This is a genomic window from Citrifermentans bremense, assembly GCF_014218275.1.
Taxonomy (GTDB): domain Bacteria; phylum Desulfobacterota; class Desulfuromonadia; order Geobacterales; family Geobacteraceae; genus Geomonas; species Geomonas pelophila.
This window is the reverse complement of the sequence record NZ_AP023213.1, coordinates 1,287,848-1,314,227: the sequence shown is the minus strand read 5'-3', so window position 1 is coordinate 1,314,227 and position 26,380 is coordinate 1,287,848. Positions and strand designations below refer to the sequence as shown.

Annotated in this window: 22 protein-coding genes and 2 tRNA genes; 7 read left to right on the top strand and 17 right to left on the bottom strand. The window is 60.0% G+C overall.

Annotated elements, in window-relative coordinates; genetic code table 11:
- The first annotated feature begins 266 nt into the window (after positions 1-266).
- Positions 267-863 carry a PEP-CTERM sorting domain-containing protein gene (locus GEOBRER4_RS05730; RefSeq protein WP_185244595.1) on the top strand — a complete coding sequence of 199 codons (597 nt, stop codon included), beginning with the start codon at positions 267-269 and terminating at the stop codon, positions 861-863.
- Between the two features lie 273 nt (positions 864-1,136).
- Here GEOBRER4_RS05730 and glnA read toward each other — a convergent pair whose 3' ends face one another.
- The 3 genes from glnA to GEOBRER4_RS05715 form a co-directional block, all read right to left on the bottom strand.
- Positions 1,137-2,549, bottom strand: coding sequence for a type I glutamate--ammonia ligase (gene glnA, locus GEOBRER4_RS05725; RefSeq protein WP_085813423.1), 1,413 nt, complete (start codon positions 2,547-2,549; stop codon positions 1,137-1,139).
- Positions 2,550-2,589: 40 nt separating this feature from the next.
- Positions 2,590-2,928 (bottom strand): P-II family nitrogen regulator, encoded by a 339-nt coding sequence (locus GEOBRER4_RS05720; protein WP_012531513.1) that lies wholly within the window; start codon positions 2,926-2,928, stop codon positions 2,590-2,592.
- A gap of 383 nt (positions 2,929-3,311) precedes the next feature.
- Positions 3,312-5,393: a glutamine synthetase III family protein gene (locus tag GEOBRER4_RS05715; protein ID WP_226377944.1), complete on the bottom strand. Its 2,082-nt coding sequence runs from the start codon at positions 5,391-5,393 to the stop codon at positions 3,312-3,314.
- A 381-nt stretch (positions 5,394-5,774) separates the two neighbouring features.
- Between GEOBRER4_RS05715 and GEOBRER4_RS05710 the strand changes: the two genes are divergently transcribed.
- Positions 5,775-6,485 (top strand): M23 family metallopeptidase, encoded by a 711-nt coding sequence (locus GEOBRER4_RS05710; RefSeq protein WP_226377943.1) that lies wholly within the window; start codon positions 5,775-5,777, stop codon positions 6,483-6,485.
- Between the two features lie 182 nt (positions 6,486-6,667).
- Here the strand turns inward: GEOBRER4_RS05710 and hrpB are convergent, their stop codons facing one another.
- The 9 genes from hrpB to GEOBRER4_RS05665 all read right to left on the bottom strand — a co-directional run bounded on the left by hrpB (position 6,668) and on the right by GEOBRER4_RS05665 (position 13,829).
- Positions 6,668-9,148, bottom strand: coding sequence for an ATP-dependent helicase HrpB (gene hrpB / locus GEOBRER4_RS05705; RefSeq protein WP_185244592.1), 2,481 nt, complete (start codon positions 9,146-9,148; stop codon positions 6,668-6,670).
- Positions 9,149-9,155: 7 nt separating this feature from the next.
- Complete coding sequence (locus tag GEOBRER4_RS05700; RefSeq protein ID WP_185244591.1) at positions 9,156-9,830, bottom strand: HAD family hydrolase; 675 nt, start codon at positions 9,828-9,830, stop codon at positions 9,156-9,158.
- A 23-nt stretch (positions 9,831-9,853) separates the two neighbouring features.
- The gene (locus GEOBRER4_RS05695) at positions 9,854-10,612 is read right to left on the bottom strand and encodes a phosphatase PAP2 family protein (RefSeq protein WP_226377896.1); all 759 of its coding nucleotides are present in this window, start codon (positions 10,610-10,612) and stop codon (positions 9,854-9,856) included.
- A 211-nt stretch (positions 10,613-10,823) separates the two neighbouring features.
- A tRNA-Glu gene (locus tag GEOBRER4_RS05690) sits at positions 10,824-10,898 on the bottom strand.
- Between the two features lie 43 nt (positions 10,899-10,941).
- Positions 10,942-11,015 (bottom strand) — tRNA-Gln (locus GEOBRER4_RS05685).
- A 41-nt stretch (positions 11,016-11,056) separates the two neighbouring features.
- The gene (locus GEOBRER4_RS05680) at positions 11,057-11,608 is read right to left on the bottom strand and encodes a 2-oxoacid:acceptor oxidoreductase family protein (RefSeq protein ID WP_185244590.1); all 552 of its coding nucleotides are present in this window, start codon (positions 11,606-11,608) and stop codon (positions 11,057-11,059) included.
- Between the two features lie 75 nt (positions 11,609-11,683).
- A complete protein-coding gene (locus GEOBRER4_RS05675) occupies positions 11,684-12,424 on the bottom strand; it encodes a thiamine pyrophosphate-dependent enzyme (RefSeq protein ID WP_085813430.1) in 741 nt (246 codons plus the stop codon).
- Between the two features lie 19 nt (positions 12,425-12,443).
- A complete protein-coding gene (locus tag GEOBRER4_RS05670; RefSeq protein ID WP_185244589.1) occupies positions 12,444-13,514 on the bottom strand; it encodes a 3-methyl-2-oxobutanoate dehydrogenase subunit VorB in 1,071 nt (356 codons plus the stop codon).
- 111 nt (positions 13,515-13,625) lie between these two features.
- Positions 13,626-13,829 carry an indolepyruvate ferredoxin oxidoreductase subunit alpha gene (locus GEOBRER4_RS05665; RefSeq protein WP_085813432.1) on the bottom strand — a complete coding sequence of 68 codons (204 nt, stop codon included), beginning with the start codon at positions 13,827-13,829 and terminating at the stop codon, positions 13,626-13,628.
- Positions 13,830-14,023: 194 nt separating this feature from the next.
- On the opposite strand from GEOBRER4_RS05665, the gene GEOBRER4_RS05660 reads away from it, so the two are divergent.
- Positions 14,024-14,533, top strand: a complete 510-nt coding sequence (locus tag GEOBRER4_RS05660) for a MucR family transcriptional regulator (protein WP_185244588.1) — start codon at positions 14,024-14,026, stop codon at positions 14,531-14,533.
- Between the two features lie 185 nt (positions 14,534-14,718).
- On the opposite strand, the gene GEOBRER4_RS05655 is transcribed toward GEOBRER4_RS05660, so the two are convergent.
- A complete protein-coding gene (locus GEOBRER4_RS05655) occupies positions 14,719-15,519 on the bottom strand; it encodes a pseudouridine synthase (RefSeq protein ID WP_185244587.1) in 801 nt (266 codons plus the stop codon).
- Positions 15,520-15,759: 240 nt separating this feature from the next.
- Here GEOBRER4_RS05655 and GEOBRER4_RS05650 point away from each other — a divergent pair, with 240 nt between their 5' ends.
- Positions 15,760-17,025: a DUF445 domain-containing protein gene (locus GEOBRER4_RS05650; RefSeq protein WP_185244586.1), complete on the top strand. Its 1,266-nt coding sequence runs from the start codon at positions 15,760-15,762 to the stop codon at positions 17,023-17,025.
- A 245-nt stretch (positions 17,026-17,270) separates the two neighbouring features.
- On the opposite strand, the gene GEOBRER4_RS05645 is transcribed toward GEOBRER4_RS05650, so the two are convergent.
- Complete coding sequence (locus GEOBRER4_RS05645) at positions 17,271-18,230, bottom strand: acetyl-CoA carboxylase carboxyltransferase subunit alpha (protein ID WP_185244585.1); 960 nt, start codon at positions 18,228-18,230, stop codon at positions 17,271-17,273.
- A 140-nt stretch (positions 18,231-18,370) separates the two neighbouring features.
- The gene (dnaE, locus tag GEOBRER4_RS05640) at positions 18,371-21,841 is read right to left on the bottom strand and encodes a DNA polymerase III subunit alpha (protein ID WP_185244584.1); all 3,471 of its coding nucleotides are present in this window, start codon (positions 21,839-21,841) and stop codon (positions 18,371-18,373) included.
- A 399-nt stretch (positions 21,842-22,240) separates the two neighbouring features.
- Here dnaE and GEOBRER4_RS05635 point away from each other — a divergent pair, with 399 nt between their 5' ends.
- From GEOBRER4_RS05635 to GEOBRER4_RS05625, 3 genes are read left to right on the top strand one after another with little or no spacing between them, the layout of a single operon-like run.
- A complete protein-coding gene (locus tag GEOBRER4_RS05635; RefSeq protein WP_185244583.1) occupies positions 22,241-22,471 on the top strand; it encodes a CDGSH iron-sulfur domain-containing protein in 231 nt (76 codons plus the stop codon).
- A gap of 53 nt (positions 22,472-22,524) precedes the next feature.
- A complete protein-coding gene (locus tag GEOBRER4_RS05630) occupies positions 22,525-22,707 on the top strand; it encodes a hypothetical protein (RefSeq protein ID WP_185244582.1) in 183 nt (60 codons plus the stop codon).
- An 18-nt stretch (positions 22,708-22,725) separates the two neighbouring features.
- Entirely contained in the window at positions 22,726-23,424 is a 699-nt protein-coding gene (locus GEOBRER4_RS05625; protein ID WP_185244581.1) for a pirin family protein, read from the top strand.
- A 112-nt stretch (positions 23,425-23,536) separates the two neighbouring features.
- On the opposite strand, the gene hisS is transcribed toward GEOBRER4_RS05625, so the two are convergent.
- Positions 23,537-24,787 (bottom strand): histidine--tRNA ligase, encoded by a 1,251-nt coding sequence (gene hisS, locus GEOBRER4_RS05620; RefSeq protein ID WP_404813877.1) that lies wholly within the window; start codon positions 24,785-24,787, stop codon positions 23,537-23,539.
- Between the two features lie 209 nt (positions 24,788-24,996).
- Entirely contained in the window at positions 24,997-26,373 is a 1,377-nt protein-coding gene (locus GEOBRER4_RS05615; RefSeq protein ID WP_085813442.1) for a GGDEF domain-containing response regulator, read from the bottom strand.
- Positions 26,374-26,380: the final 7 nt, after the last annotated feature.

The following is a 26,380-nucleotide window of genomic DNA, read 5'->3' as shown; positions in this document are numbered from 1 at the left end:
TTCTGTCAATTCTTTCCCCTACGGCAGATGCCCCGTGGGTGACCACGACTGTTGAAGATTGGAACATCTGTCTGCGTGTTTAGCAGTGCATCACCTCACGTAACTGCTCCAACCTGCTGAAATTACTAACCTGCCCCTCGACTTGCTATTGGCCCATAATTTGAATGCATGTTAATTAAATAATTGAAAATTTTATTTATTTCGAACCAGCTTAGTGTTATGCTCTGCCCGTACCAGTGACAAGCCGCAGTTTGAGGAGGTAGACCATGAAAAAGTTAGTCGCTGTCCTGATCATGTTGGCAACACTGGCATTCGCCGGTACTGCACAAGCAACGATGCTAAACGTAGCAGATATGAAAGGAAGTCTTAACTTCGCGACGGAACTGCAATCTGTTGAATTCAACATTGGGAACGATTACATGTATTGGGGGTTTGGACTCCCGTTTCTGGACCCGAAGCAATCGGTCTACCATGTTGGAGATTCCATCTTCTATGACACCTTCCTGTCATGCCTTACAAGAACATACACACCATTCAGAAATAGCGACGGCACACTGGACGACTCCAATGGCTGGAACTATGCGTATCAGTCGAAGGCTGTCACCTTCTACGCAATCTGGTGCGGGATGGACCAGGTCGAGGTAAGCATGCTTTACGTTCCTATCGTTGACCTGACAGGGTATGTCATCAACGACTTGTACTTGTACACCGACATACTTCAGAAGGACGACACACTCTCTTACCGGTTGAATATCGTGGCCGACGCGAAGGCTGTACCCGAACCGTCGACGGCATTACTCTTCCTGGCAGGAATGGCAGGGGTGATCGGAGTTGCGGCAATAAGGAGAGAAGCGCTCCGTTAAGCATCGACACGAGAATACACGCAGAGCGAGGTACAACGGTTTTAGTGCCGAGCCGAGCGGTTTGGAGCGGCAGCAGAATCAAACTGGTGAAACTGGGCGAATGGCTGGAGGCGAGATCCTTCAGCCATTTTTTTGTGCAGGGATCGATGCTGTTGCGGCTGGCGAATTAAAGGACGGCCGCTAAGGCGAATTGGGGCACAGTAGCGGCGCTACTGGCAAAAGAAAAGGCGGGGTCTCCCCCGCCTTTCCATGCTGCCTTGATGTTTGAAGCTGTTAGATATCGAAGTACAGTGCGAACTCGAGCGGTACCGGGCGCATACGGACCGGGTTGACTTCCGCTTCGGTCTTGTACTCGATCCACTTCTCAACCACGTCCGGGGTGAAAACGTCGCCCTTGTAGAGGAACTCGTTGTCCTCAGCCAGCGCCTTCAGAGCCTCCTCGAGGGAGCCCGGTGCGGACGGGATGGTGGCGAGCTCTTCGGGGGACAGGCCGTAGATGTCCTTGTCCAGCGGCTGGCCCGGATCGATCTTGTTCTCGATGCCGTCGAGGCCTGCCATCAGGAGCGCTGCGAAGGCGAGGTAGCCGTTGCAGGACGGGTCCGGAGTACGGTACTCGATCCTCTTCGCCTTGGGGTTCGAGGAGAACATCGGGATGCGGAGAGCTGCGGAGCGGTTACGGCTTGAGTAAGCCATGTTCACCGGAGCCTCGAAGCCCGGCACCAGGCGCTTGTAAGAGTTGGTGGTCGGATTGGTGAAGGCGCAAAGAGCACGGGCGTGCTTGATGATGCCGCCGATGTACCACAGAGCCATCTGGGAAAGCCCGCCGTATTTGTCGCCGGCGAAGAGGTTGGTGCCGTCCTTCCAGAGGGACATGTGGCAGTGCATACCGGAACCGTTGTCGCCGTAAAGCGGCTTCGGCATGAAGGTTACGGTCTTGCCGTTGCGGTTCGCCACGTTCTTGATGACGTACTTGAACCACTGCAGCTGGTCAGCGATGTCGACCAGCGAGGAGAAGCGCATGTCGATCTCAGCCTGGCCGCCGGTGGCGACTTCGTGGTGCTGGCACTCGACGCGGATGCCGACTTTCTGCAGCTCCAGGACCATCTCGTTGCGGAGGTCGTTCTGGGAGTCGGTCGGGGCAACCGGGAAGTAGCCTTCCTTGTGACGCGGCTTGTAGCCGAGGTTCGGGAACTCTTCGCGGCCGGTGTTCCATGCGCCCTCGACGGAGTCGACGGCGTAGAAGGAGGAGTTGGCGGTGGAGTCGTAACGAACGTCGTCGAAGATGAAGAATTCCGCTTCCGGTCCGAAGTAAGCGGTGTCGGCAATGCCGGTCGACTTCAGGTAGTTCTCAGCTTTCTTGGCGATGTTGCGCGGATCGCGGGTGTAGTCTTCTTTGGTGATAGGGTCGAAGATGTCGCAGATAAGCGAAAGAGTGGGTATCGCGGTGAACGGATCCATCTTCGCGGTCTTCGGGTCCGGAATGATGATCATGTCGGAGGCGTGGATCGGCTGCCAGCCACGGATGGAGGAGCCGTCGAAGCCCTGCCCCTCTTCGAAGGTGTCCTCGCCGAACTCGCTCATCGGCACAGTGAAGTGCTGCCAGATGCCGACGAAGTCCATGAACTTGAAATCGACCATAAGCACGCCGTTTTCTTTGGCAAACTCCACTACTTGTTTTGGTGTCATCTACTATCTCCTTTCAAATTGAGTAAAGAATCGAGGCTAATTAGAGAGCGTCCTCGCCCCTCTCACCGGTCCTGATCCGAACTACTTCTTCCACTGGAGTTACGAAGATCTTGCCGTCGCCAATACGCCCGGTTTTCGCAGCCTGCTCGATGGCGTCGACAACCTTGCCGACGACCTCGTCGGATACGATGATTTCCATCTTTATCTTGGGAATGAAATCGACCACGTACTCGGCGCCGCGGTAGAGCTCGGTATGCCCTTTCTGGCGACCGAAGCCTTTCACCTCACCGATGGTGATCCCCTGGATGCCGATCTCATTGAGTGCTTCTTTCACTTCATCAAGCTTGAAAGGTTTTATGATTGCTTCGACTTTTTTCAAGGCAGTTATCCTCCGCTTGTTGTTCAGTGCGCTGCGAATTATAAATAGCTTGCCATCTAATTGCAAGGCTAATAAATCCCGGGCTGGTGGTTTAGCAACTCCACTGCAAGAGCCCGGCCAATCGGTAAAAGCTGCTTTAGCTGCTAGACATTCCGGCAGTTTAGCCGAAAAGCGCCGCCTTCAGATGTTTAAAGACTAAAAGCCAGCTGCCTAAAAGTTAGGCAACCTCCGACCTGCATCTGCACGGTGAGATTCTCATCTTCAGCAGCAAGCTCTCAGGAAAATCAATTAGGCACCTGTTATTAAATTTGCAGTACCTTCACTGCGACAAACTGTTGAACAGGAGCCCGCCAGTGGGCTCCTGTTTCAGGCAAACAAAATCCTTACAGGACGAAAAGCATTTCCCTGTAAGTCGGCAGCGGCCAGTATTTGGCTGCTATGATTTTTTCCAGAACATCACCGGTGGCACGCAGTTCAAGCATTTTTGCAAACACCTCTTCCCTGAACGCAGCGGCCTGTTTTTCGACATCGGCGATATTCATTGCGCTTTCAAGCGCCTTCTCCAGAACTTTGGCATTGACGGTCATCGAGACCACCTTATCGCAGAGTTCTTCCAGCAATTCCTTCTGTGTCGAAACGTCCAGCTTGCTGGACACCGCAGTAATCGCGTTGACAGAGTTTGCCACGGTTGTCGAATATTCAATGGCGGCAGGTATTATGCTGTGGTTCGCCATGTCGATCATGGTCAGTGCTTCGATGTTCAGGGTCTTGATGTACTGCTCAAGCATTATCTCATAACGCGCATGAACTTCTTTTTCCGAGAAAACGCTATGAGCGGCGAACACCTCGAGTGCTTCCTTGGATACCAGCTCCTTAAGTGCCTCAGGAGTGTTGGGAAGATTCGGCAGGCCGCGTTTGGCTGCTTCCTGAACCCACTCGTCGGAGTAGTTGTTGCCGTTAAAGATCACGCGCTGGTGTTTTTTCGCGGTTTCCTGAAGCAGTTTGTCGAGGTCAGCGTCGAAGTTGGTGGATTTCTCCAGCACGTCAGCGAATTCCTTCAGCGCCTCGGCGATGATGGTGTTGATGATGATGTTGGGCCCGGAAATCGAGAAGGAGGAGCCGAGCATCCTGAATTCGAACTTGTTGCCGGTAAAGGCGAACGGCGAGGTCCTGTTCCTGTCCGTGGCGTCTTTGGGGAGCGAGGGAAGGGTGTTGACACCCACATCCATGTGGCCGCTCAGGGAGGACGATTTTGCTACGCCGGCCACGATCTGGTCGATGATGTCGGAAAGCTGCTCGCCAAGGAAGATCGAGATGATCGCGGGAGGTGCTTCGTTGGCGCCCAGGCGATGGTCGTTGCCTGCGTTGGCGCAGGAGCAGCGCAAAAGGCCGGCATAGGTGTCGACGGCTTTGATGGTCGCCATGAGGAAGGTCAGGAACTGGGCGTTTTCATGCGGGGTGTGACCCGGCTCAAGGAGGTTCTGTCCGTCGTTCGAGCTCATGGACCAGTTGTTGTGCTTGCCGGACCCATTGACGCCAGCAAACGGTTTTTCGTGCAGCAGGCAGACCATGTCATGCCTGAGGGCGACCCGCTTGAGAACTTCCATGACCATCTGGTTGTGGTCGGTGGCGATGTTGGTGTTTTCGAAAATCGGCGCGAGTTCAAACTGTCCCGGTGCTACCTCGTTGTGCTGGGTCTTCGCAGTAACGCCAAGTTTCCACAGCTCTTCGTTTACTTCCTTCATGTACGACAGCACTCTTTCCTTGATAGTGCCGAAGTAGTGGTCTTCCATTTCCTGCCCTTTTGAGGACATGGCGCCGAAAAGGGTTCTCCCGGCCATCATCAGGTCAGGTCTTTCCAGGTAGAAAGACTTGTCCACCAGGAAGTATTCCTGCTCAGCTCCGACGGTTGAGATAACCCTGGTGACACCGGCATTTCCGAACAGTTTGAGAACACGCACCGCCTGCGTCGAAAGCGCTTCCATGGAACGGAGCAGAGGGGTCTTCTTGTCCAGTGCTTCGCCGGTGTAGGAGCAGAAGGCGGTAGGGATACAAAGAGTGATGACGTCAGCCTCTTCTTTCAGGAAAGCAGGCGAGGTGCAGTCCCAGGCGGTATACCCCCTGGCTTCGAATGTCGCTCTCAAGCCACCGCTGGGGAAGGAAGAAGCGTCCGGCTCACCCTTGACCAGCTCCTTTCCTGAGAAGTCCAGCAGCACCCCATTGTCAGTCGGCGAAATAAAAGAGTCATGTTTTTCCGCTGTGATACCTGTCATCGGCTGGAACCAGTGGGTAAAATGGGTTGCGCCTCTTTCGACGGCCCACTCTTTCATCGCCGTTGCGACAACATCTGCGATGGAGGGGTCCAGCGGCAGGCCTTCGTCTATGGTCTTCTTGAGGTTCTTGTAAATCCCTTTCGGCAGCCTTTCTCTCATGACGGACTGGTTAAACACGTTTTGCCCAAACATCTCCACGGTACAGCCTCCTTTTTATGCAGCGGTGTCTAAAAAATAAGCAGTTTGCTTGTCGAAGCGATCGAGGTTCCGATGACTTACAGAATCATCGCGTTGTACCTCCAATATGAAGCAAGAGAAATGCCCAGCACAACTCCCGACCGATTAATCTTTCCAAACCCAGAACAGCCCCCACGTGCGACAACTGGCACAGTCAGTGCCTGGTCTGCAGGGTCGTCTCGGGGATCGGCTACAGCAGGTAATGAACAGCCAACAGGCCAACAGCAGCTGCCACTTGAAAAGCACCGGCCATCATACTATAGTACGGGCGGCTTCAGGATCAGGGAGCCCGGAAGTTTGGGCGGAGGATCGACGGTGAGGAAAAGGGCAATCGCAATGCGGTGGAAGGGAACATCATGGCTGGCACGCACAACGCTCCTGCCTGCTGCGGTGTTTTGCGCGCTTTGCGTCTCGCCCGCGCAAGCCGATTTTTTCCGCTACACAGGGGAAGACGGGGTGCAAACTTTCACCAACATCCCGACCGGCGGCGGCGCGGTCAGAATTCTGCGCGAGGGGAAGCCGAAAAAGACGGCGAAGATCCAACCGGACGAGGCACTGAAGAGGGATCCGGGTTTTTCCGGGAAAGACCAACGGATGCCGGTCCAGGGAACCATCACCTCCAACGTGGGGCTTCGCCACGACCCAATTGACGGCGGCGTGAGGCATCATAACGGGGTCGACATCGCCGTCCCGACCGGCACCAGGGTGAAGGCTATCGCGGCAGGCAAGGTGGTCGAGAGTGCTGCGCGCGGCGGATACGGTAATCTGGTTACCATCGAGCACGGAGGGGGAATGGTTTCCCTGTACGGGCACAATGCACAACTGGAGGTGAAGATCGGGGACCGGGTAGAGGCGGGGCAGACGGTCGCGCTCTCCGGCTCCACCGGGAGATCCACCGGACCGCATCTGCACTTCGAGCTCTGGAAGGACGGGGTTAACGTAACGCAGACTTACCTGGAGAACGGGATGGGAATCCCCGAGGTTGAGGACAGCATCAGGAGCTACCTCTCCAAGGACGGCTCGCTGGTATTCACCAACATAAGGTGAAAACCAATTGACAATTGACAATTGAAAATTGACAACTAAACCTACTCTCTACACTCGCCGCATACAACTTTATTTCAGCTTACAACGAACAGGCCAAGCCTTACACACCCACAACTGACAAAGACCAGTATTAGGTTCATTCATTGTCAATCGTCAATTGTCAATTATCAATTGCCTCTCAATTACATCCTCTTTTTCACATGCCTCGTAGCAGGCGCGTTCCAGGGGTCGTCCGGCCACGGGTGCTTGGGGTAGCGCCCCTTCAACTCCTTGCACACCTCCCGGTAGGCGCCGTTCCAGAAGCTCTTCAGGTCCGAGGTCACCTGGATCGGGCGGCGGGCAGGCGACAGCAGGTGGATCACGACCGGCACCCTCCCCCGCGCTACCCTGGGGGTCTCGGCGAGCCCGAACATCTCCTGCAGTTTCACGGCAAGAAACGGGTCCCCCTCCGCCGGGTATTCCAGGGCGATGCGGGAGCCGCTGGGGACCTTGAGATGCGTCGGAGCCTCATCGTCGACGAGCCTTTGCTGCCGCCACTCCAGCATCCCCTTCAAAGGTTCCCGGAGGTCCACCCGCGCCAGGTGGACTAGCGACCTCACCCCGTCGAGGTAGGGAAGGAGCCAGCGATCCAGGCTCTCCGCCAGCGCCCGGTCCGACAGGTCCGGCAGCCCCTCCTCCGGCAGCACGCGGCGCAGGAAGTTGACCCGGTTCTGAAACTGCCGTGCCTCGTCGTTCCAGTTGAGCCCGGACAGGCCGGGACCGGACAAGATGCCGCCCAAAAGGGCTTGGCCTATCTCCCCTTTTTCCGGAGTCACGACCCGCTCGGAGAGGACGACGGCGCCTAGACGTTCCTCCTCGCGGGCCACCACCCTCCCCTCACGCTCATCCCAAAAGACCCGGCGCTCGCGCGCAACGGCGCCAGCACATCCTGCCCGCACCGCTTCTAACGTCACGGCGCTCGCCATATGTATCTCACCTTCCGCTCCGCCACCCTCGACCTCGACCGCCACGATGAAGGGTTGCGACCTCAGGTTGCTTCTGCGCGACAGGCGCGCGCCGCTGCCGTTGGCCATCAGGTAGCGGCCGGAGCCGGGGCTTCTCTCCCGCGCCACGCGGTCCGGATAAGCCATCAGCAGAAGCTCTCCCACGGCTGAAGCATCGCCGTGCCCGCCTGCCCCATCAACTCCGAGGGCGTTCCTGAAATAGGTGGCGAGCCTTTCCACGGTGCGGGACGCCTGCGGGTCCCGGCGCTCGGCCAGGGCGTCAAGACGGTCGAGGAGATCGCTGTCGGAAACGGTTCCGCTGCCGCGCGGCAAGAGGTCGCGCTCGGAGAGGATGGCCGCCAGGGTGCAGGCAAGGGCAGCTTGCCCGCTCGCCAGCGACCCGACCAGCATGGCGGACAAGCGCGGGTGCATGGGAAGCGCCGCCATCCTCTTTCCGAGGGCGGTGATGTTCCCGCGAGGATCCACTGCGCCCAGGGATTGCAAGAGCGCCCTCCCCTCGGCGAGATGGGCTGCCGGCGGCAGATCGAGAAAGCTAAGCGAAGCGGGATCGGCCACACCCCACTGGGCGAGGTCGAGGGCGAGCGGCGCAAGATCGGAAACCTTAATTTCGGGGGGAGTGAAAGGGAGGAGCGTCTTTTGGGTGTGCTCGGTCCAAAGGCGGTAGCAGACGCCGGGCGCGACCCTGCCGGCACGGCCGGCGCGCTGCTTCGCTGAGGCAGCCGAGATCCTCATGGTGTCCAGGCGGTTCAAGCCGGTCGAGGGATCGAAGCGAAGCTGCCGGGAGAAGCCGGAATCCACCACCACCCGGACCCCCTCTATGGTGAGGCTGGTCTCGGCGATGTTGGTAGCGAGGACCACCTTGCGCCGGTCCGCCGGCAAGATGGCGCGCTCCTGCGCGGCAAAGGGGAGGTCTCCGTAGAGAACGGCAACCATGACTTGGGGGCCGAGTTTTTGCTGCAGCAGGGTTTCGCAGCGCCTGATGTCGCCGGCGCCGGGGAGGAAAACGAGGATGTCGCCTTCGGTCTCGGAGAGGGCACGGACTACGGCGTCGCAGGTGGTTTCCGCCAGCCGCCCCGAAGGCTCGTTATTCAGGTACCTGACTTCCACCGGGTACTCCCGCCCGGAAGTGGTTATGAGCGGCGCGCCGCCAAGAAGCTTAGCCACCGGCTCGGCGTCGAGCGTAGCCGACATGACCAGGAGACGGAGGTCCTCGCGCAACCCGAGCTGCACGTCCCGGCAAAGCGCCAGGGAAAGGTCGCAGGTAAGGCTCCGCTCGTGGAACTCGTCGAAGATCACCGCCGACACCCCTTCCAGCAGCGGGTCGCTTTGCAGCCTCCGGGCTAGGATACCCTCGGTGACAACCTCGATACGGGTGGCGGAGGAAACCTTGCGCTCGAACCTGATGCCGTAGCCTACGCGCCTCCCCACCTCTTCGCCCAGACACTGCGCCATGTAACGGGCGGCGTTGACGGCGGCCAACCGGCGCGGCTCGAGCATGATGATCTTTCCACCCTTGAGAAAGGGGGCGTCCATGAGTGCAAGGGGTACGCGCGTAGTCTTTCCGGCACCCGGCGGGGCCTGAAGCACGGCCACGTTGCGCTGCTCCAGCGCCTCGGCCAGTTGCGGCAGGACGGCATCTATGGTGGCGGGTTTAAGCATGGCGGCGTCAGACGAGGAGGCGAAGCCCCTCGAGGTCGACTCCCGACAGGGAATTGAGCACCCGGCAGGCGCCGGTGAGCCGCTCCCTGGGATAGCTGTTGGTCACGGCCAGCACCTTGAGCCCTGCGCCCGTCGCCGAGGCGATTCCTGCCGGGGTGTCCTCGATGGCAATCGAGGCCGCGGCGTCCACCTTGCCGGGGAAGACCTCCTGAAGCCGCTTTACCGCCAGCCGGTAGCTTTCCGGGTCGGGCTTGCTGGCCGCCACCTCGTCCGCGGTCACCATCACGTCGAAGGAGTCGGAGAGGCAGAGCTGGGCCAGGATCGGATCGATATCGCTGCGCAGTGCGCCGCTGCAAAGGGCAAGCGGCAGGTTCCCGGATATGGAGCGGATCAGCTCCACCACCCCGGCATACGGGGCTACGCCTACCGAGACGATACGCAGAAACGCCTGTGCCTTGCCGTGAATCAGCGCCTTTAGTTCTTCGTCCGAGAGTTGACGCCCGGCGACAGCGAAGGCCTCGCGGAAGGCGTCCCGGTCGTCGAAGCCGATGTAGCGGTCCAGGTATTCTTCCCAGGAATACCCAAGGCCAAGCGGCACCAAAAGTTCCTGGAACGCCTTGTAGTGCAGCGGCTCGGTATCCACGATGACGCCGTCAAAGTCGAAGATCACTGCGTTAAGCATGCAAAGCTCCTTTTACGTCTTGCCTAGAATTTTCCCATCAGCGCCAGCGCCGGGTTGCCGTCTATGGTCATGGGGGCGATGCTCACCTTGCCCGGTTGCAGGGCGCGGTACCTCGTCACCGCGTCCCCGGCGAGTTCGCCGATGGCGGCCCCGACCAGCACGTCGCTCGCCCAGTGCTTCCCCTGGTAGACCCTGGAGAAACCGGCGACGCCCGCCGCGGCGTAACAGGCGAGCTTCGCCGAGAAGCTTTCGCTGTGGGAGGCGGCCACGTGGGCCAGGGCGAAAGAACTCGCCGTGTGCATCGAGGGGAGCGAGTCGTATCCCCCGCGGTACTGGAAGGGGCGGAAACTGGACTTGCTCTCGGTCTGGTAGGGGCGCCCGCGGCCGATGGCCCCCTTGAGCACGAAAGTGGCACTATCGGCCAGCACAAGCGCCTCCCCCATCTCCTCCCCAAGCTCCATCACACCGTCATTGCCGGAAGCGGCCCCGGCGGTATAGACCGCCGCAGCCACCCCCAGGTGGAGAAAGGGGTTGCTTGCGTCGCTGCCGACGTCGGTGATACCCCTAAGGACGCCGTGGTGCGTGCCGTTCGAGCTAAGCTGTTTGTCGAAGATGTAGGCAACTGTAAAGAGGCCGGCCGCGGCTCCGGTCTGAACCAGGTAGGGGTCGACTGGGGCTTTCAGGAATAGCTTTCCTTCCGAGCCCAGGCGCCCCAGTTCCTCCTTGATCGCCGCTCCGCTGTTGAAGAGGGTTTCCCCGGCATACAGCGGGGATGGGAACATTGTGCAGCAGCAAGATATCAGGAGAAAAATGAAGGCAAGCGGGACGGGGAATCCTCCGGCAGTGACGGACGCAAAGGCATTGCCCGACGTCCGGGAGGATCTAGTACAAGGGGTGGTTACTGTCATGCGGCGCTCCGACCGTGGTTCAGTGTCACTAAGCACAATGCAGATAAAAAAAAACAGCGCCCTGCTTCAAGGCGCTGTCTTCAGATGGTGATCCCAAGGGGACTTGAACCCCTGTTACCGACGTGAAAGGCCGGTGTCCTAACCACTAGACGATGGGACCAGATATGTTCAGCTTGCAGCATCGCTAGCTCGAAAGGAGAAGTTGGCTGGGGTGCGAGGATTCGAACCTCGGATGACGGAGTCAGAGTCCGTTGCCTTACCGCTTGGCGACACCCCATCGAAGGAGACCAGTTTAATACCAGATTCCGCTTTAGGAAGTCAAGCTGTTTTTTCCAGTGCGATCCGGGCGCCTGTTTCGATCGCCTTGACGTTGGCCGGGATGTACTTGTGGTTTCGCTCCGGCAGCGCCTCCTTGAGCGAGCCCGCCAGGGTGGCGAGCTCTACCGCGCCGGAAACCGCGACATAGGCGCCAAGTGCCACCATGTTGACCATCCTGGGATCACCGAGCTCGGTGGCGATCTCGTTCATCGGGATCGGGATCACCCGTATGTCGTCCCTCCCGAGGGTCGAGACGTCGACGAGCGACGAATTGACGATGCAGACGCCGCCCGGGCGGACACGGGCGCCGAAGCGCTCCAGCGACGCCTGGTTCAGCACCACGAGCATCGAGGGCTGCCCGACCACGGGGGAGCCTACCGAGCCGTCAGCGATGACCACGGTGCAGGTGGCGGAGCCACCGCGCTTTTCGACCCCGTAAGCGGGGAAATAGCTGACGTTTTTTCCTTCTTCTATCGCGGCATAGGAGAGCAGGTTCCCGGCCAAGAGCACACCCTGGCCGCCGAAGCCCGCTATCAACACATCTTTACGCATCGATCCTCCAAACAGTGAACGCCCGGCGTCCATTCCTGCATTCAAAGTTAAATCACACCCCAGGGCGTCGAAGAGCTACGCCTCTTCCTTCTTGAAGACGCCCAGCTGGAAATAAGGGATCATCTCCTCGCCGACCCTTGCGTTCGCCTTCAGCGGGTTCATCCCCCAGTTGGTCGGGCAGGCGGAAAGGACCTCCACGAAGGAGAAGCCCTTACCCTGGACCTGGTAGCCGAACGCCTCCCGAATCACCTTCTTCGCCTCCAGGACATGCTTGGGAGAATCCACAGCGACGCGGGCCGAATACGCCACCCCGCCCAGTTGCGCCATCAGCTCCGCCATCTTGATCGGAGAGCCGTCCTTGGACTTGTCCCTGCCGTAAGGGGAGGTGGAGGTCTTCTGCCCGACCAGCGTGGTCGGAGCCATCTGGCCGCCGGTCATGCCGTAGGTCGTGTTGTTGACGAAGATGACCGTGATGTCCTCGCCCCGGTTGGCGGCGTGGATGATTTCGGCGGTCCCGATGGCAGCAAGGTCGCCATCCCCCTGGTAGGTGAAAACGAAGTTGCCGGGCTTGGCGCGCTTGACGCCGGTGGCTACCGCGGGCGCGCGCCCGTGGGGAGCCTCGACCACGTCGATGTCGAAGTAGCCGTAGAGAAAGACGGAACAGCCGACCGACGCCACCCCGATGGTCCGCTCCTGCACGCCGTGGAGGTCCATGGCGTCTGCCACCAGGCGGTGGATGGTGCCGTGATGGCACCCGGGGCAGAAATGGGTCTGCACGTCCTTCAAGCTTTGCGGTCTCTTGAAAACCTGTTGCATGTGGATATACCTCTTGGGCCTACTTGGCCGCCTGGTCGTAGTTCTTCCTGATGACGTCGAGGAGCTCCTCCGGCGAGGGGAGGGAGCCAGCCCCCGGCGGCCTGCCGTAGAAGGAGACCTGGGCCGCAGCGCCTACGCTCAGGCGGACGTCTTCGACCATCTGTCCGGTGTTGAGCTCGATCACCAGCACGCGGCCAGCACGCCCGGCAGCCTCGGCCAGCGCTTTCTCGGGGAAGGGGAAGAGCGTCACCGGGCGGAACAGTCCTACCTTGAGCCCTTCTTCACGCGCCATGGCGACCGCGGTCTGGGCGATCCTCGAGACGGAGCCGAAACCGGTCACGATCAGTTTCGCGTCGGCGGTCTCGAACTCCTCGGAGATGCACTCCTTCTCCTTCATCACCTGGTACTTCGCGTGCAGGCGCCAGTTGTGCGCCTCAAGTTCTCCGTCTCCAAGGAACAGGGACTTCACCACCCTCTGCTCCTCGCTACCCTTGCCCCGGACCGCCCATCCTTTCTCGGGAAGCTCGCGCACCGGGCGCGGGTTGGGAACGAGGGCCTCCTTCATCTGGCCTACCACCGAATCCCCCAGGATCATGACCGGTGTGCGGTAAAGGTCCGCCAGGTCGAAGGCGTGCAGGGTCAGGTCGTACATCTCCTGCACCGAGTTAGGGGCGAGCACCGGGATGTGGTAGCCGCCGTGCCCTCCTCCTTTTACGGACTGGAAGTAATCGGATTGCGAGGCATCGATTCCGCCCAAGCCCGGGCCGGAACGGGAGATGTTGATGATGACGCCGGGAAGCTCCGCGCCCGCCATGTAGGAGATCCCCTCCTGCTTCAAGGAGATGCCGGGGCTGGAAGAGGAAGTCATGGCGCGCACGCCAGTGGCGGAGGCGCCAAGGAGCATGTTGATGGCACCGATCTCGCTCTCGGCCTGGATGAACTCCCCGTTCAGCTTGGGGAGCTCCCGCGAGAGGTATTCCGGGATGTCGCTTTGCGGGGTGATGGGATACCCGAAGTAGTAGCGGCACCCTGCAGCTACGGCCCCCATGGCGGCGGCCTCGTTACCCTTTACAAAGAGTCGTTTTGACAAGTGTCCCTCCAGAAAATCCTGCTGACCAGGCGCGGGGAGCACCCCCCCTACCCTGCAACCGGCTCGCGATTGCTCAGTCAGGATCAACGAATCTCACTGCGGAAGTAAAAATTATTTGAAGACAGTTATGGCTACGTCAGGACAAATCTCGGCGCAGAGAGCACAGCCAGTGCAGAGTTCCTGATTGGGAGCCTCAGCGGGGGCGTACCCCTGGATATTGACCTTCTCGCACAGCCTGATCAGCTTTCTTGGGCAAGCAATGGTGCAGATACCGCATCCTTTGCATCTCAATTCGTCTATTACAATTCGTCCCATTCTAAGTCACCCTCATAGTCTGGCGGCCGCCTTGCGGCCATGCAATCAGCCGTGAAAACCTAGCAGAAAGTTAAGTTGGCAGTCAACTTTTTTGTTTACGTTTAACATTTAAGGCTTGATTTTAAATGTGTATGTAGTTTAATAATACACGGCTAATGTTTCCACCTCAAAACTATGAAAGGAGGAGCGAAAAGATGGCATCATCACTGCTCGAATTGACGGCCAACATTGTCTCTTCACATGCCTCGGTAACAGAGATGTCCGGTGAAGATCTGCTTCTTGAGCTGCAGAAGGTGCACGTAGCATTGCAGAAACTGGAAGTGGAGGCTGGTGAAGGAATGGAGAGGGCCGATGCTAAAGGGCCGGCCATCTCCCTGAAGAAGGCTTTCCAGCCGGACCAGGTAAGCTGCATGCTCTGCGGCAAGAGCGGCATGAAGACGCTCGCCCGCCACCTGGCCCAGGTCCACGGCATGAAGCCAGGCGAATACAGGAAGTTGTTCGGCATCCCCAGCGGTCAGGCGCTGACCGCGCGCAACTTCTCCGAGGCGCGCAGGAGGATGGCGCAGGAGAAGGGGCTGGCGGACAACCTGGCCAAGGCCCGTGCGGTGCGCGCTGCCAAACTGGCCGCCAAGGGGGGACCCGTCGAAAAAAAGCCTCCCAAGGCACCGCGAGTGCCCAAGCAGAAGCAGCAGATGAGCGCCTGATGCCACAAATTACCGGCGCCGCCCCCCCGCCCGCCTGAGCCACAGCTCAAGCGCCCTGAGAACTGCCCCTGCCCGGTCCCCCCCAGGGAAAAAGCAGGCATTGCACTCATATAAAAAAAGCCGCCCCAAAGGGTGGCTTTTTCTTGTCTGGTCTTGTTTCTGCCGCTGCCCAGGCTTTTGCTTTGTCAGCGTGTCCGCCTCCCCGTGCCTGTCGAGCCCCTCCGCGCCACCACTCCGGTCTTGCGTGGGCCGCGCCCGGTCCCTACCGGCGCCATCTTCCTGTTGAGCCGGGTCACTTCTTCGGGCGCCAGGTGCCTGTACTCCCCGGGCTTCAGGTCCCCTATCTCCAGGAAGTCGTAGCGGGCCCGCTTCAGGCGCACCACGTTCAGCCCCACCGCCTCGCACATGCGCCGCACCTGGCGGTAGCGCCCCTCGTGGATGGTGATCGAGATCCAGGAGTTGTTCTCGCTCTCGCTCACCGGGGTCACCTTGGCGGGAGCGGTCATGCCGTCCTCCAGCTTCACCCCCTCGGAGAGCTTCTTGATCTGGAGCTCAGACACCTTGCCGCTCACCCTTACCAGGTATCCCTTGTCGACCTCGTGGCTTGGGTGCATCAGTGAGTTGGCGAGCGCGCCGTCGTTGGTCAGAAGGAGCAGCCCCTCGGTGTTGTAGTCCAGGCGCCCGATAGGGTACACCCGCTCCTTCACCCCCTTCAAAAGGTCGCTCACGATGGGGCGCCCTTCGGGGTCCTTCATGGTGGTCATGTACCCGACCGGCTTGTAGAGCAGGATGTAAACCCGCTTCTCCTCGATGCTGATGGGCTTTCCGTCCAGGGTTATGGTATCGGTGTCGGGGTCGGCCTTCGTACCCAGCTCCGTTACCACGGTGCCGTTCACGGCCACCCTGCCCGCGGCGATTATTCCTTCCGACTCGCGGCGGGAGGCGACCCCTGCCTGCGAGAGTATCTTCTGTAAACGTTCCAGCATTATTTCTCCTTACCTGGGTTCTCCCCGGTGACTGATAGCGTTCAGTCTTACCATAGCAGCGACAGTTACCGCAACCTTTAACGGCGGCAGCGGAGTCAGCCGCGACAGATGAGACAGACAGTCTGACGGCTTTGTCATTTGCGCTGACATATTGCCTTGTACGTCACAAACTGATAAAAAGAAGGGCTCGTCCGGATCAGTATAGGCAAAAGCAGAAAACGCAAGAAGGAGTAGACGCTGATGTTGGATGAGAGAAGAGCCGCACTGAGAAAGAACAAGATGATCGCCCTGGCACTTATGGCCGGCGCAGCCGTCCTTTTCGTCGTAGCCCGCCTGCAGCAGGGGGCCGGCGGCTGGGGATGGGTTGCCGCGTTCGCCGAGGCCGCCATGGTCGGCGCGCTAGCCGACTGGTTCGCCGTGGTGGCCCTGTTCAGGCACCCGATGGGACTTCCCATTCCCCACACCGCCATCATCGCCGACAAGAGGGAGACCATCGCCGACAACCTGGCCCGCTTCATCCAGGAGAAGTTCCTGACCACCGAGACCCTGGTGGAGAAGATGAGGGGATTCGACCCAGCCCGGCAGCTTTGCCGCTACCTCACCGCAAGGGACAACGCGGAGGGGCTGGCACGGGGAGTGGCGCGAGTCCTTTCCGAATCCATAGGTTTCCTGGAGGACGAGCGGGTCAGCAGGATCGTGGTGGCCGCCATGAGCGACCGCATCGGCAAATTCGACCTTGCCGGCTCCGCCGCGGGTTTACTCGAATCCCTGAGAAAAGACGACCGCCATCAGGCCGTTCTCGACGAAATCCTGAGGCGGCTGGGCGCATGGCTGGAAACGCCCCAGTCCCAGGAGAAGATCGCCCTGGCGCTGGACAACTGGGTCGACACCGAATACCCGCTCCTTAGCAAGTTCATCCCGAACCGTCCGCAGTTCTCAAGGAACGCCGGCGAAAAGATCATAGGGAAGGTCAGCGGCTTCCTGAACATGGTCAACGCCGACCCGAACCACGAGTTGCGCCAGGAGTTCGACCGGGCTGTCGCGGACTTCATCGTGAAGCTGAAACACGACTCCGGCACCAGGGAGAAGGTTGACGAGCTGAAGCGGGAGGTGATCGACAACGAGCAGCTCTCGCAGTACGCCAAGAGCCTCGTCTCCGACCTGAAGCAGTGGATGGTGGAAGACCTGGACCGGCCGTTGTCCAGCATCCGCGCGAAGATTGCAGACGCGGCCGTCGGGCTTGGAAGGACCCTTACCGAGAATCCCGACCTGACAGAATCGGTCAACGAGCACCTGGAGCGGCTGGTGATAAAGTACGCCGATCCCCTCAGGGAAGGGTTCTCGCGTCACATCGCCGGGACCGTGCGGGAATGGAAGGAAGAAGAGTTCATCGAGGAGATCGAACTCAGCATAGGGAGCGATCTGCAGTTCATCAGGATGAACGGGACGCTGGTAGGCGGCATGATCGGCATCCTGCTGCACGCAGTGTCGCTGGCTATAGGATAAAGCTCCACCCCAGCCATAGTGCTCCTCCCCCCGGAGGGGGGAGGCTGGGAGGGGGTACTTGGCAGGCATGAGCCGCTGCGCGCCCCCACCCTGACCCTCCCCCTCCGGGGGAGGGAACCGGACACCGAGCCCTCGTAACAACAAAAAGGGGGCATGGCTGTCGCGGCCATGCCCCCTTCTCTTTTATCTTCAACCACCCATGAAGAAAAAGGGGACAGGCTACTAGCCTGTCCCCTTTTATTTTGTTACTCGGCGAAGCGGCTCATCTTGCGGAACTTCTGATAACGCTGCTCGATCAGATCCTCTGCCGGGACCGCCTTCAGCTCCTTCAGGTTCCTGGAGAGCGCCTCGTGCAGGTTCTTGGCCATGGCCTCGTGGTCGCGGTGGGCACCACCGGCCGGCTCGGGCACGATCTCGTCGATGACCTCGAGCTCCTTGATGTCTTTCGCGGTCAGTTTCAGCGCCTCGGCGGCCTGGGCCCCCTTGGTGCCGTCGGACCAAAGGATCGCGGCGCAACCCTCGGGGGAGATGACGGCGTAGACGGAGTGCTGCAGCATGAGGACCCTGTCGCCCACGGCGATGGCGAGTGCGCCGCCGGAGCCACCCTCACCGGTGATGACAACGATGATGGGCACGGTCAGCCGGGACATCTCGCGCAGGTTGCGGGCGATCGCCTCGGCCTGGCCGCGCTCCTCGGCGCCGATGCCGGGGAAAGCGCCCGGGGTGTCGACGAAGGTGATGATGGGAAGCTTGAAGCGCTCGGCCATCTCCATGAGGCGCAGCGCCTTGCGGTACCCTTCCGGATTGGGCATGCCGAAGTTGCGGAACACCTTCTCCTTGGTGTCGCGCCCCTTCTGGTGGCCGATCACCATCACCGGCTCGCCGTCCAGCCTCGCCAGCCCGCCCACGATGGCGTGGTCGTCGCCGAAGTTGCGGTCGCCGTGCAGTTCCACGAACTCGGTGAAGATCAGCTCCAGGTAGTCGAGGGTGAAGGGACGGTTGATGTGGCGCGCCACCTGGGCGGTCTGCCAGCGGGAGAGGTTGGCGAACATCTCCTGGCGCATCTTCTCCGACTTTTGCTCCAGCTTGGCGATCTCAGCCGACAGGTCCACCCCTTCGGTGGAAAAGCCGTGCAGTTCCTGGATCTTCTTGTCCAACTCGGCCAGCGGCTTCTCGAAATCCAGATAGCTTTGTTGCAATGCCATATATTTTCATCTCCTTGATTTCAGATTAACTTGCAGAAGCGGCATTCCAGACGCGACTGCTGTAGCAGAATCACGGCTGGAATGCCGCTCCTACGAAAACTCATATATTTTACGGACCTATGCCGGGAATAGAAAAAAGGTCACTCGAAGGACACGGCATTATAGCCGAAGAGGTTGCTCACTTCCACTGTTAATTCTTCACTTGCAGCGACTTTGTAAACATCGGGAAGCTTGATGGTCACTCTAGAGCTGTTCTCTATGTCAAGGTGCAGGAAGCTGCGACAGATCCCCTGGTAGCGGGAGATGATGTCTTTGAGAGTCTTGAGCTTCCCTTCGTCGGCCTCTTTTGCGTCTATGGTGAAATTCACCTTTCTCGTTTCACGCTCCACCAGGTCGCGCAGGAGGATGATGTCGCTCGCCATCACCTTGGCCCCCTTCTCGCTCAATTCCACCGTGCCGGTGACGTGGATGGGGTCGTCGCCCCTGAGCACCTCGGAGCACTTGGCGTAGGTCTCCGGGAAGACCACCACCTCCACCGCGCCCACCAGGTCCTCCAGCGCGAGGAAGGCCATCCGGTCACCCTTCTTGGTGATCAGCTCCTTGATGCTGGCCGGCACGCCGCAGATCCTCACCTCGCTCTTCTCCTTGGCGTCGAGGATGGTGGAGCAGTCCACGCTGGAGAAGCGCCTCATGTCGGCGACGTAGCGGTCCAGCGGGTGTCCGGTGATGAAGAAGCCGATCGCCTCCTTCTCGCACCCCAGGCGATACTTCTCGTCCCACTCGGGGATGTCGGGAAGCCGGTTGCCGCCGCCGTTGCCGCCGCGCACGATCTCGGCGGCGCCGAAAAGCGACGCCTGCGCGCTCTCGCGCTCCTGCTGCACTCTCTGCCCAGCAGCCGCGGCATCCTCCAGCCCCGCCATGAGCTGGGACCGTTTCGCGCCGGTGCAGTCGAAGGCGCCGCACTTGATCAGCGCCTCTATCACCCTTTTGTTGACCCGGCGCAGGTCGACGCGCTCGCAGAAATCGAAGAGGTCCTTGAACGGCTCGTTGCCGCGGGCCTCGATGATCGCTTCGATGGCCCCCTCCCCCACGTTCTTCACCGCGCCCAGACCAAAACGCATCGCCTTGTCCAGCACGCGGAAGGAGCGATCCGACTCGTTGATGTCGGGGGGGAGCACCTCGATTCCCATCTCGCGGCAGTCGCCGATGCTCTTGATGACCTTGTCGGTGTTCCCCATGTCCTCGGTCAGAAGGGCAGCCATGAACTCGACCGGGTAGTGGGCCTTGAGAAAAGCGGTCTGGTAGGCGACCAGGGCGTAGGCGGCGGAGTGCGACTTGTTGAAGCCGTACTCGGCGAACTTCGCCATCAGGTCGAAGATGGCGGCGCACTTCTTCCCGTCGAGGCCGAGCTTCTCGGACCCCTCCAGGAACTTGTCGCGCTCTTTCGCCATCTGCTCGGCGTCCTTCTTACCCATGGCGCGGCGCAAGAGGTCCGCGCCGCCGAGCGAGTAGCCGGCGAGCGATCGGGCGATCTGCATGACCTGTTCCTGGTAGACGATGACGCCGTAGGTGTCTTTAAGGACCGGCTCGAGCTGCGGCAGGTCGTAGACGGTCTGCTTGCGGCCGTGCTTTCTTTCGATGAAGTCGTCCACCATGCCGCTGCCCAACGGGCCCGGACGGTAGAGGGCGCAGACCGCGATGATGTCCTCGAAGCAGGAGGGCTTCAGCTTGACTAGGAGCTCCTTCATGCCGCTGGACTCGAGCTGGAAGACGCCGGTGGTGTTGCCGGCCTGCAACAGCTTGTATGACTCCGCGTCGTCGTCGCGCAAAAGCGTGATGTCGAAGTTGGGATCCTTGCCGTTTCTGATGTGCTTGCAGGCGTTGTCGATGACGGTCAGGTTCTTGAGCCCCAGGAAGTCGAACTTCACCAGGCCGATCTTCTCCACGTACTTCATCGAGTACTGCGTGGTCAGGGAACCGGTCTTCTGGTCCTTGTAGACCGGGCAGAACTCCTCCATCTGCTTGGGCGCGACCACGAGGCCGGCCGCATGCGTCGAGGCGTGGCGGGCAAGCCCCTCCAGTCTGAGGGCGACGGTCATGACCTCCTTCACCTTCGGGTCGGCTGCCATCAGCTCCTTCAGCTTCGGCTCCTGCTCCAGCGCCTTTTCCAGCGTGATGCCGAGCACCTCCGGGACCAGCTTCGCGATCCGGTCCACCTCGCCGAAGGTGAGGTCCAGGGCGCGCCCTACGTCGCGAATGACGCCGCGCGCGGCCATGGTGCCGAAGGTGATGATCTGGCAGACCTTCTCCCGGCCGTACTTCTCGACCATGTACTGGATCACCTCTTCGCGGCGATCCTGGCAGAAGTCGACGTCGATATCAGGCATGGAGATACGTTCGGGGTTCAGGAAGCGCTCGAAAAGGAGGTTGTACGGCATAGGATCGATGTCGGTGATCCTGATGCAGAAGGCGACGAGGGATCCCGCCGCGGAACCCCTGCCCGGGCCGACGGGGATGCCGTGGTCTTTCGCCCAGTTGATGAAGTCGGCGACGATCAGGAAGTAGCCCGGGAACCCCATCTGCTTGATGCAGTCCAGCTCGATGCGCAGCCGGGCGTGGTAGGCCTGTTCCTGCTCCTCGGTGAGGTTGTACTTGATGCGGATCTTCTTCAGCCGCTCGACGAGGCCGACCGTCGCCTCGCGCTCCAGCTGCTGGTCCAGCGTCTCCCCTTCCGGGGCCTCGTAGGCGGGGAAGTAGTAGGTCTTGAAGTCGAACTCCAAGTTGCAGCGCTCGGCGATCTTGACCGTGTTCTCGATCGCGTCCGGCGCGTAGTGGAAAGCCTGCGCCATCTCCTCGGGGGTCTTCACGTAGAACTCATCCACGGAGAACGCCATGTGGGTCGGGTCGCTCATGGTCTTGCCGGTCTGGATGCAGAGGAGGATCTCGTGGGCCCTCGCGTCCTCGCGGTTCAGATAATGGCAGTCGTTGGTGGCGACCAGCGGCAGGTCCATCTCCCGGGCGATCTCCATGAGCCGTCGGTTGGCGACGTCCTGCTCGGGGAGTTTGTTCTCCTGCAGCTCGATGTAGTAGCTTCCCGGGAAGTTCTCGGCGTACCAGGAGGCCGCGGCGCGCGCCTCGTCCATCTTGTTGCGCCCGGCGAGATACGCCACCTCACCCTGCAGGCAGGCGGAGAGGACGATGAGCCCCTCCTTGTGCTTTAAAAGGAGCTCCTTGTCGATGCGGGGGCGGCGGTAGAACCCTTCCTTGTACCCCGCCGAGACGAGGTAGGAGAGGTTCTTGAAGCCGGTCATGTTCTCGCACAAAAGGATCAGGTGATAGCTGGAGGCCTGGTCGGGGCTGGAGGGTGCCTGCTTCAAGAACCTGTCCTGCGGCGCTATGTACACCTCGCTCCCCAGGATGGGCTTCACCCCCTTGTCCTTGCACTTGAGATAGAACTCGAGAGTGCCGAACATGTTGCCGTGGTCCGTCATGGCGACGGCCGGCATGTGGCAATCCTTCACCTTCTTTATCAGGTCACCGATGCGGATCGCCCCGTCCAGGAGCGAGTACTGGGAGTGGAGATGGAGGTGAACGAAATTTGCTGAATCCATAGGGTCAACGTCCTGGCAAAGAAGCAGAGGGAACTACCTGAATCGAAACAATAAAAGGAGCCATTGCCTTGCGGGGCTCCTGTCTCTGTAACGGCGGAAAAATCGGCGCTAAATATGCCACGAATGGAGCAGCTATGTCAATGAGACACCGCTGGTACCTCCTCTAATTTCTCTCGGGATGCACGTGGATGGGCGGGGCGAAGTCAGGGCAAGAAAGGTGGTGTAAAAAGCCCTTGACTCGCCGCCGGAAATCAGTTTAATATCAAGCTATAAAAATTCAAACTGATCCAGCGGACGACCCGAGCGCGTATCCTGAAGCTCGGGAATTATTTTCCGGGAATAGTTTGACATTAAGCCGGTTAATCTTAAACAGGATCTCAAGAACAGGAGGAGTAACGAATGAATCAGACCACCACCAAAGGACCCATTGTCGTCGATCTCGAGCCGGGCACCTACTACCGCTGCACCTGCGGCAAATCGGCGACCGCACCCTTTTGCGACGGTGCGCATGTAGGTAGCGGCAAGGCGCCACTGGCGTTCGAGGTCAAGGCAAAGCAGCAGGTGTACCTTTGCAACTGTGGGAAAACCGCCAACGCGCCCTACTGCGACGGCAACTGCCAGAAGGCATAGAAAGGACGTCGAAGTGTCAGGGTTGCCGGAGAAGAAAACGAGAGGTTGAACAGATGTTGAAATCGATACTTTTCATATTGCTGCTGGCAGCCCTGGCATACGCGGCGTGGATCGAGTGGTCCATTCTCAGCAGCGCAGGCTTACTGTGGGGGATCTTTTTCGGCTTCTTCATCGTTCCCTTTGCTCTCTTCGCTGTTCTGGGTTTTGCTCCGAAGAAAATAATGGCGCGCGAGTAAGGCATAAAAGGAGACATCATGATCACGATCAGAAAATCCGAAGACAGAGGGCATGCCGATCACGGCTGGCTCGACACCTACCACAGCTTTTCCTTCGCCAGCTACTACGACCCCAGGCACATGGGTTTCAGTAACCTGCGGGTCATAAACGAAGACCGGGTCGAGGCTGGAGCGGGATTCCCCACCCACCCGCACCGGGACATGGAGATCATCTCCTACGTTCTGGAAGGGGCGCTGGAACACCGCGACAGCATGGGGAACGGATCCGTGATACGGCCGGGAGAGGTGCAAAGGATGAGCGCCGGCACCGGCATCACCCACAGTGAGTTCAACCATTCCAAGGACGAGGGGCTTCACTTCTTCCAGATCTGGATTCTGCCGCAAAGAGACGGGATCACGCCGAGCTACGAGCAGAAGCTGTTTCCAGAGCAGGAAAAAAAGGGAAGGTTGCGCCTGATCGCCTCGGCAGACGGCGCCGAAGGGTCCGTCACCATCAACCAGGACGCGAAGATGTATGCGAGTCTTCTCGGCCAAGGCCAGGAAGTGGTGCACCACCTGGCGCGTGGGCGCCACGCCTGGGTTCAAGCGGCACGCGGAAGCATCACCGTAAACGGTCACCTGCTTGAAGCGGGAGACGGAGCGGCGGTAAGCGACGAGGACCTGGTGCGCCTGACCGCAAGGCAACCAAGCGAGGTGCTGCTTTTCGATCTCCCCTAATTAACACCGAGGAACGTTGCTAAAAAAAGAACGCGGCAGGAAGGACCCAGATCTGGGCATTTCCTGTCGCGTTTTCTTTTGTCGATGGAGGGGGGGGGCCGGAGGAGCCGGTCTACTGCGTCTTCATAGCGGACAAGATGGCATCGGCGCTAAGCGGCACCTCGGACTGGGTGCCGCCGTCCATGTTCTTCAGGGGGGCGGTACCGCTGGAGAGTTCGTCCCCGCCGATGATCAGGGTGAAGCGGGAGTTGCACTTGTCCGCGCGCCTCATCTGGCTCTTCAGGCTCTTACCTTCGTAGTCGATCTCCACCGCCGCGCCGCCTCTCTGCAGCGCCGACATGAGGCGGAACGCCTCGGCGTGAGCCTCCTCCCCCATGGCCGCGATGAAGAGGTCGGGGCGGCGCGAGAATTCCTTCTCGGCCAGAAGCAGCGCTACCCGCTCGACCCCCATGGCAAAGCCGATACCAGGAATCTGGGGGCCTCCGATCTCGGCGATCAGGCCGTCATAGCGCCCCCCAGCCGCCACGGCGCTCTGCGCGCCCAGAAGCGTCGTCACCATCTCGAAGGTGGTCCGGGTGTAGTAGTCGAGACCTCGCACCATCCTCTTGTTGATGGCGTAGGGGGTGCCGGCGAGCTCCAGGTACTTCCTGGTCTGGTCGAAGTGGGCGCCGCAGTCGCCGCAGAGGTAGTCGAGCATGGAGGGAGCGCCCTGGGTAGCCTCCTGGCAACCTGCGGACTTGCAGTCCAGCGCGCGCAGCGGGTTCGTGTCGTAGCGGCGCTTGCAGTCCTCGCAGAGGCTGTCGATCCGGTCCAGGAGGAACTTCTTGAGCGCCTCGCGGTAGACCGGGCGGCAGCAGGGGCAACCCAGCGAGTTGATCTGCAGGGAGGGTTCGGTGAGTCCCAGTTCGTTGAAGAAATGGGTCAGCATGGTGAGCACCTGGGCGTCGACGCTCGGCGCGGCCACCCCGGTGATCTCGGCCCCGATCTGGTGGAACTGGCGGTAGCGCCCCTTTTGCGGACGCTCGTAGCGGAACATCGGCCCCATGTAGTAAAGGCGCGCGACCGGGTCAAGGGCGTGCATCTTGTGCTCGACGTAGGCCCGCATCACCGACGCGGTCCCCTCCGGGCGCATGGTCACCTTGTTCTCCCCCTTATCGACGAAGGAGTACATCTCCTTTTCCACGATGTCGGTCGCGTCTCCTATGGAGCGGCAGAAAAGCTCGGTCTTCTCCAGGATGGGGATCCTGATCTCGGAGAGCCCGTATAGTTCGAAAACCCGGCGCGCAGTCGCCTCGATGTACTGCCACTTCTCGACTTCGCCCGGGAGGATGTCGTTGAAACCCTTGATGCCTGTTATCGCCACGTCAGTAACTCTCCTTGTGCGCATTATAAAAAAACAAAAGAGCCGAGAGGCTCCAAGACCATAACCAAGGCAAATCCCACCTGTCCCCCTACCGCTTTCGCGGACCGAAGCGCTACGGCGCGCAGGCCCGTCGCAAAGTGGAGAACGTGAGTCTTAGTGCAGCGCTTGATGGGCAGTAGACCCCAGGTTCCCCCTGAATTCCTTAGCTCTTAGGGGGGGCTGGTCAGCCGCTGGGCGTGGAAAGCCTTGTTCTTGCCGGCGGTCTTGCCACGGTACATCGCCTGGTCCGCCATCTCGAGGAGCTCCGCCTTGGTGCCGGCGTCGTCCGGGGAGCAGGCGTAGCCGAGACTGACGGTGAGCTTGATGGCAAGCCCGTCGGCCTTGGCGAAGGTATGCCCTTCGACCATCTTCCTGATACGCTCGGCAACTATCGCCGCGCCGTCGAGTCCGGTCTCCACCAGCACGATGGTGTATTCGTCGCCGCCGTAGCGGATCACGGCGTCAACGTCACGGACGCTCTTTCTGAGCAGGGTGCCGATCTCCCGCAGCACGCGGCTGCCGATCAGGTGGCCGAAGGTGTCGTTCACCGACTTGAAGAGGTCGATGTCAAGGAAGAGCACGGAGAGGTTGGAGCCGTAACGCTCGGAGCGCTTCAGCTCCCGCTCCAGCACCACGTCGAGGTAGCGGTAGTTGTAAAGGCCGGTCAGCTCGTCGATGTAGAGCAGGTCCTTGGCGAAGTTGTAACGTGCGGCATTTTCCAGGGCGAGCGAGGCCTGATCCAGGAGGAAGGTGACGTGCTTGCGGTTGACCTCCCTGGGGAGCGCGGCGGCGGGGTCGTTGAACAGGATGATTACCCCCTCCAGCGTGCTTTTCTGCCGGATGTAGAGGCAGATCGCCTCCCGGACGTCGCCATAATCCGCCCCATCGGGGAGAAAATCTTTGAGCATCACCAGGTTGCTGACACCGTCGTCATGCAGGTCGCACTCGGCAATCACCGCCTGGCCTAGCAGGGGGGCTTTCAGCTCGTCGATGCCCTTCAACTCGCGCAGCACCAGCTGTCCGCCGTCGCTGAAGTAGCCCAGCCCCCGGCTGGCGCCGATCTCCTTGGAGAGCGCCTCCATCAAAAGGGGATAAATACGCTCCAGTTCCAGGCAGTTGGCGATGTTCTGGCTCACCTGAAACAGGTTCACCAGCCCCTTCAGTTCGAGGTTTTCATCCAGAAGCTTGCGCTGCTCCATGCAGTGCGCGACTATATGGCGGAATTCATCGTGGTTGATCGGCTTGATGAGGTAATCGGTGGCACCGTTTTTGAGCGCGTAGATGGCGGTTTCCACGTTGGCGTGCCCGGTCACCATGATGACCGCGGTAGCCGGGTCCAGCCTCTTTACCGTCGACAGAATGTCCAGCCCGCTCACGTCGCGCATCACCAGGTCGGTGACAACCAGGTGATACCCGCCCTTCCCGATCATCTCCAACGCCTCTTCACCGGAGACGGCCACCTCGACGCTATAGCCATCTTCCTTGAGAAGGTCCGTGAAGATCTCTCTGAAGAAGCTGTCGTCTTCGACTAAAAGAATCCTTTCCATGCAGCGG

Coding starts and splice junctions, on each gene's coding strand:
- GEOBRER4_RS05635 (WP_185244583.1), top strand. CDS start 22,241: ATGAATCAGACCACCACCAAAGGACCCATTGTCGTCGATCTCGAGCCG.
- GEOBRER4_RS05650 (WP_185244586.1), top strand. CDS start 15,760: ATGTTGGATGAGAGAAGAGCCGCACTGAGAAAGAACAAGATGATCGCC.
- GEOBRER4_RS05695 (WP_226377896.1), bottom strand. CDS start 10,612: ATGTTCCCATCCCCGCTGTATGCCGGGGAAACCCTCTTCAACAGCGGA.
- GEOBRER4_RS05615 (WP_085813442.1), bottom strand. CDS start 26,373: ATGGAAAGGATTCTTTTAGTCGAAGACGACAGCTTCTTCAGAGAGATC.
- GEOBRER4_RS05730 (WP_185244595.1), top strand. CDS start 267: ATGAAAAAGTTAGTCGCTGTCCTGATCATGTTGGCAACACTGGCATTC.
- GEOBRER4_RS05675 (WP_085813430.1), bottom strand. CDS start 12,424: ATGCAACAGGTTTTCAAGAGACCGCAAAGCTTGAAGGACGTGCAGACC.
- GEOBRER4_RS05630 (WP_185244582.1), top strand. CDS start 22,525: ATGTTGAAATCGATACTTTTCATATTGCTGCTGGCAGCCCTGGCATAC.
- glnA (WP_085813423.1), bottom strand. CDS start 2,549: ATGACACCAAAACAAGTAGTGGAGTTTGCCAAAGAAAACGGCGTGCTT.
- GEOBRER4_RS05645 (WP_185244585.1), bottom strand. CDS start 18,230: ATGGCATTGCAACAAAGCTATCTGGATTTCGAGAAGCCGCTGGCCGAG.
- GEOBRER4_RS05660 (WP_185244588.1), top strand. CDS start 14,024: ATGGCATCATCACTGCTCGAATTGACGGCCAACATTGTCTCTTCACAT.
- hrpB (WP_185244592.1), bottom strand. CDS start 9,148: ATGCTTAAACCCGCCACCATAGATGCCGTCCTGCCGCAACTGGCCGAG.
- GEOBRER4_RS05625 (WP_185244581.1), top strand. CDS start 22,726: ATGATCACGATCAGAAAATCCGAAGACAGAGGGCATGCCGATCACGGC.
- dnaE (WP_185244584.1), bottom strand. CDS start 21,841: ATGGATTCAGCAAATTTCGTTCACCTCCATCTCCACTCCCAGTACTCG.
- GEOBRER4_RS05680 (WP_185244590.1), bottom strand. CDS start 11,608: ATGCGTAAAGATGTGTTGATAGCGGGCTTCGGCGGCCAGGGTGTGCTC.
- GEOBRER4_RS05655 (WP_185244587.1), bottom strand. CDS start 15,519: ATGCTGGAACGTTTACAGAAGATACTCTCGCAGGCAGGGGTCGCCTCC.
- GEOBRER4_RS05665 (WP_085813432.1), bottom strand. CDS start 13,829: ATGGGACGAATTGTAATAGACGAATTGAGATGCAAAGGATGCGGTATC.
- GEOBRER4_RS05710 (WP_226377943.1), top strand. CDS start 5,775: ATGCGGTGGAAGGGAACATCATGGCTGGCACGCACAACGCTCCTGCCT.
- GEOBRER4_RS05700 (WP_185244591.1), bottom strand. CDS start 9,830: ATGCTTAACGCAGTGATCTTCGACTTTGACGGCGTCATCGTGGATACC.
- GEOBRER4_RS05715 (WP_226377944.1), bottom strand. CDS start 5,393: ATGTTTGGGCAAAACGTGTTTAACCAGTCCGTCATGAGAGAAAGGCTG.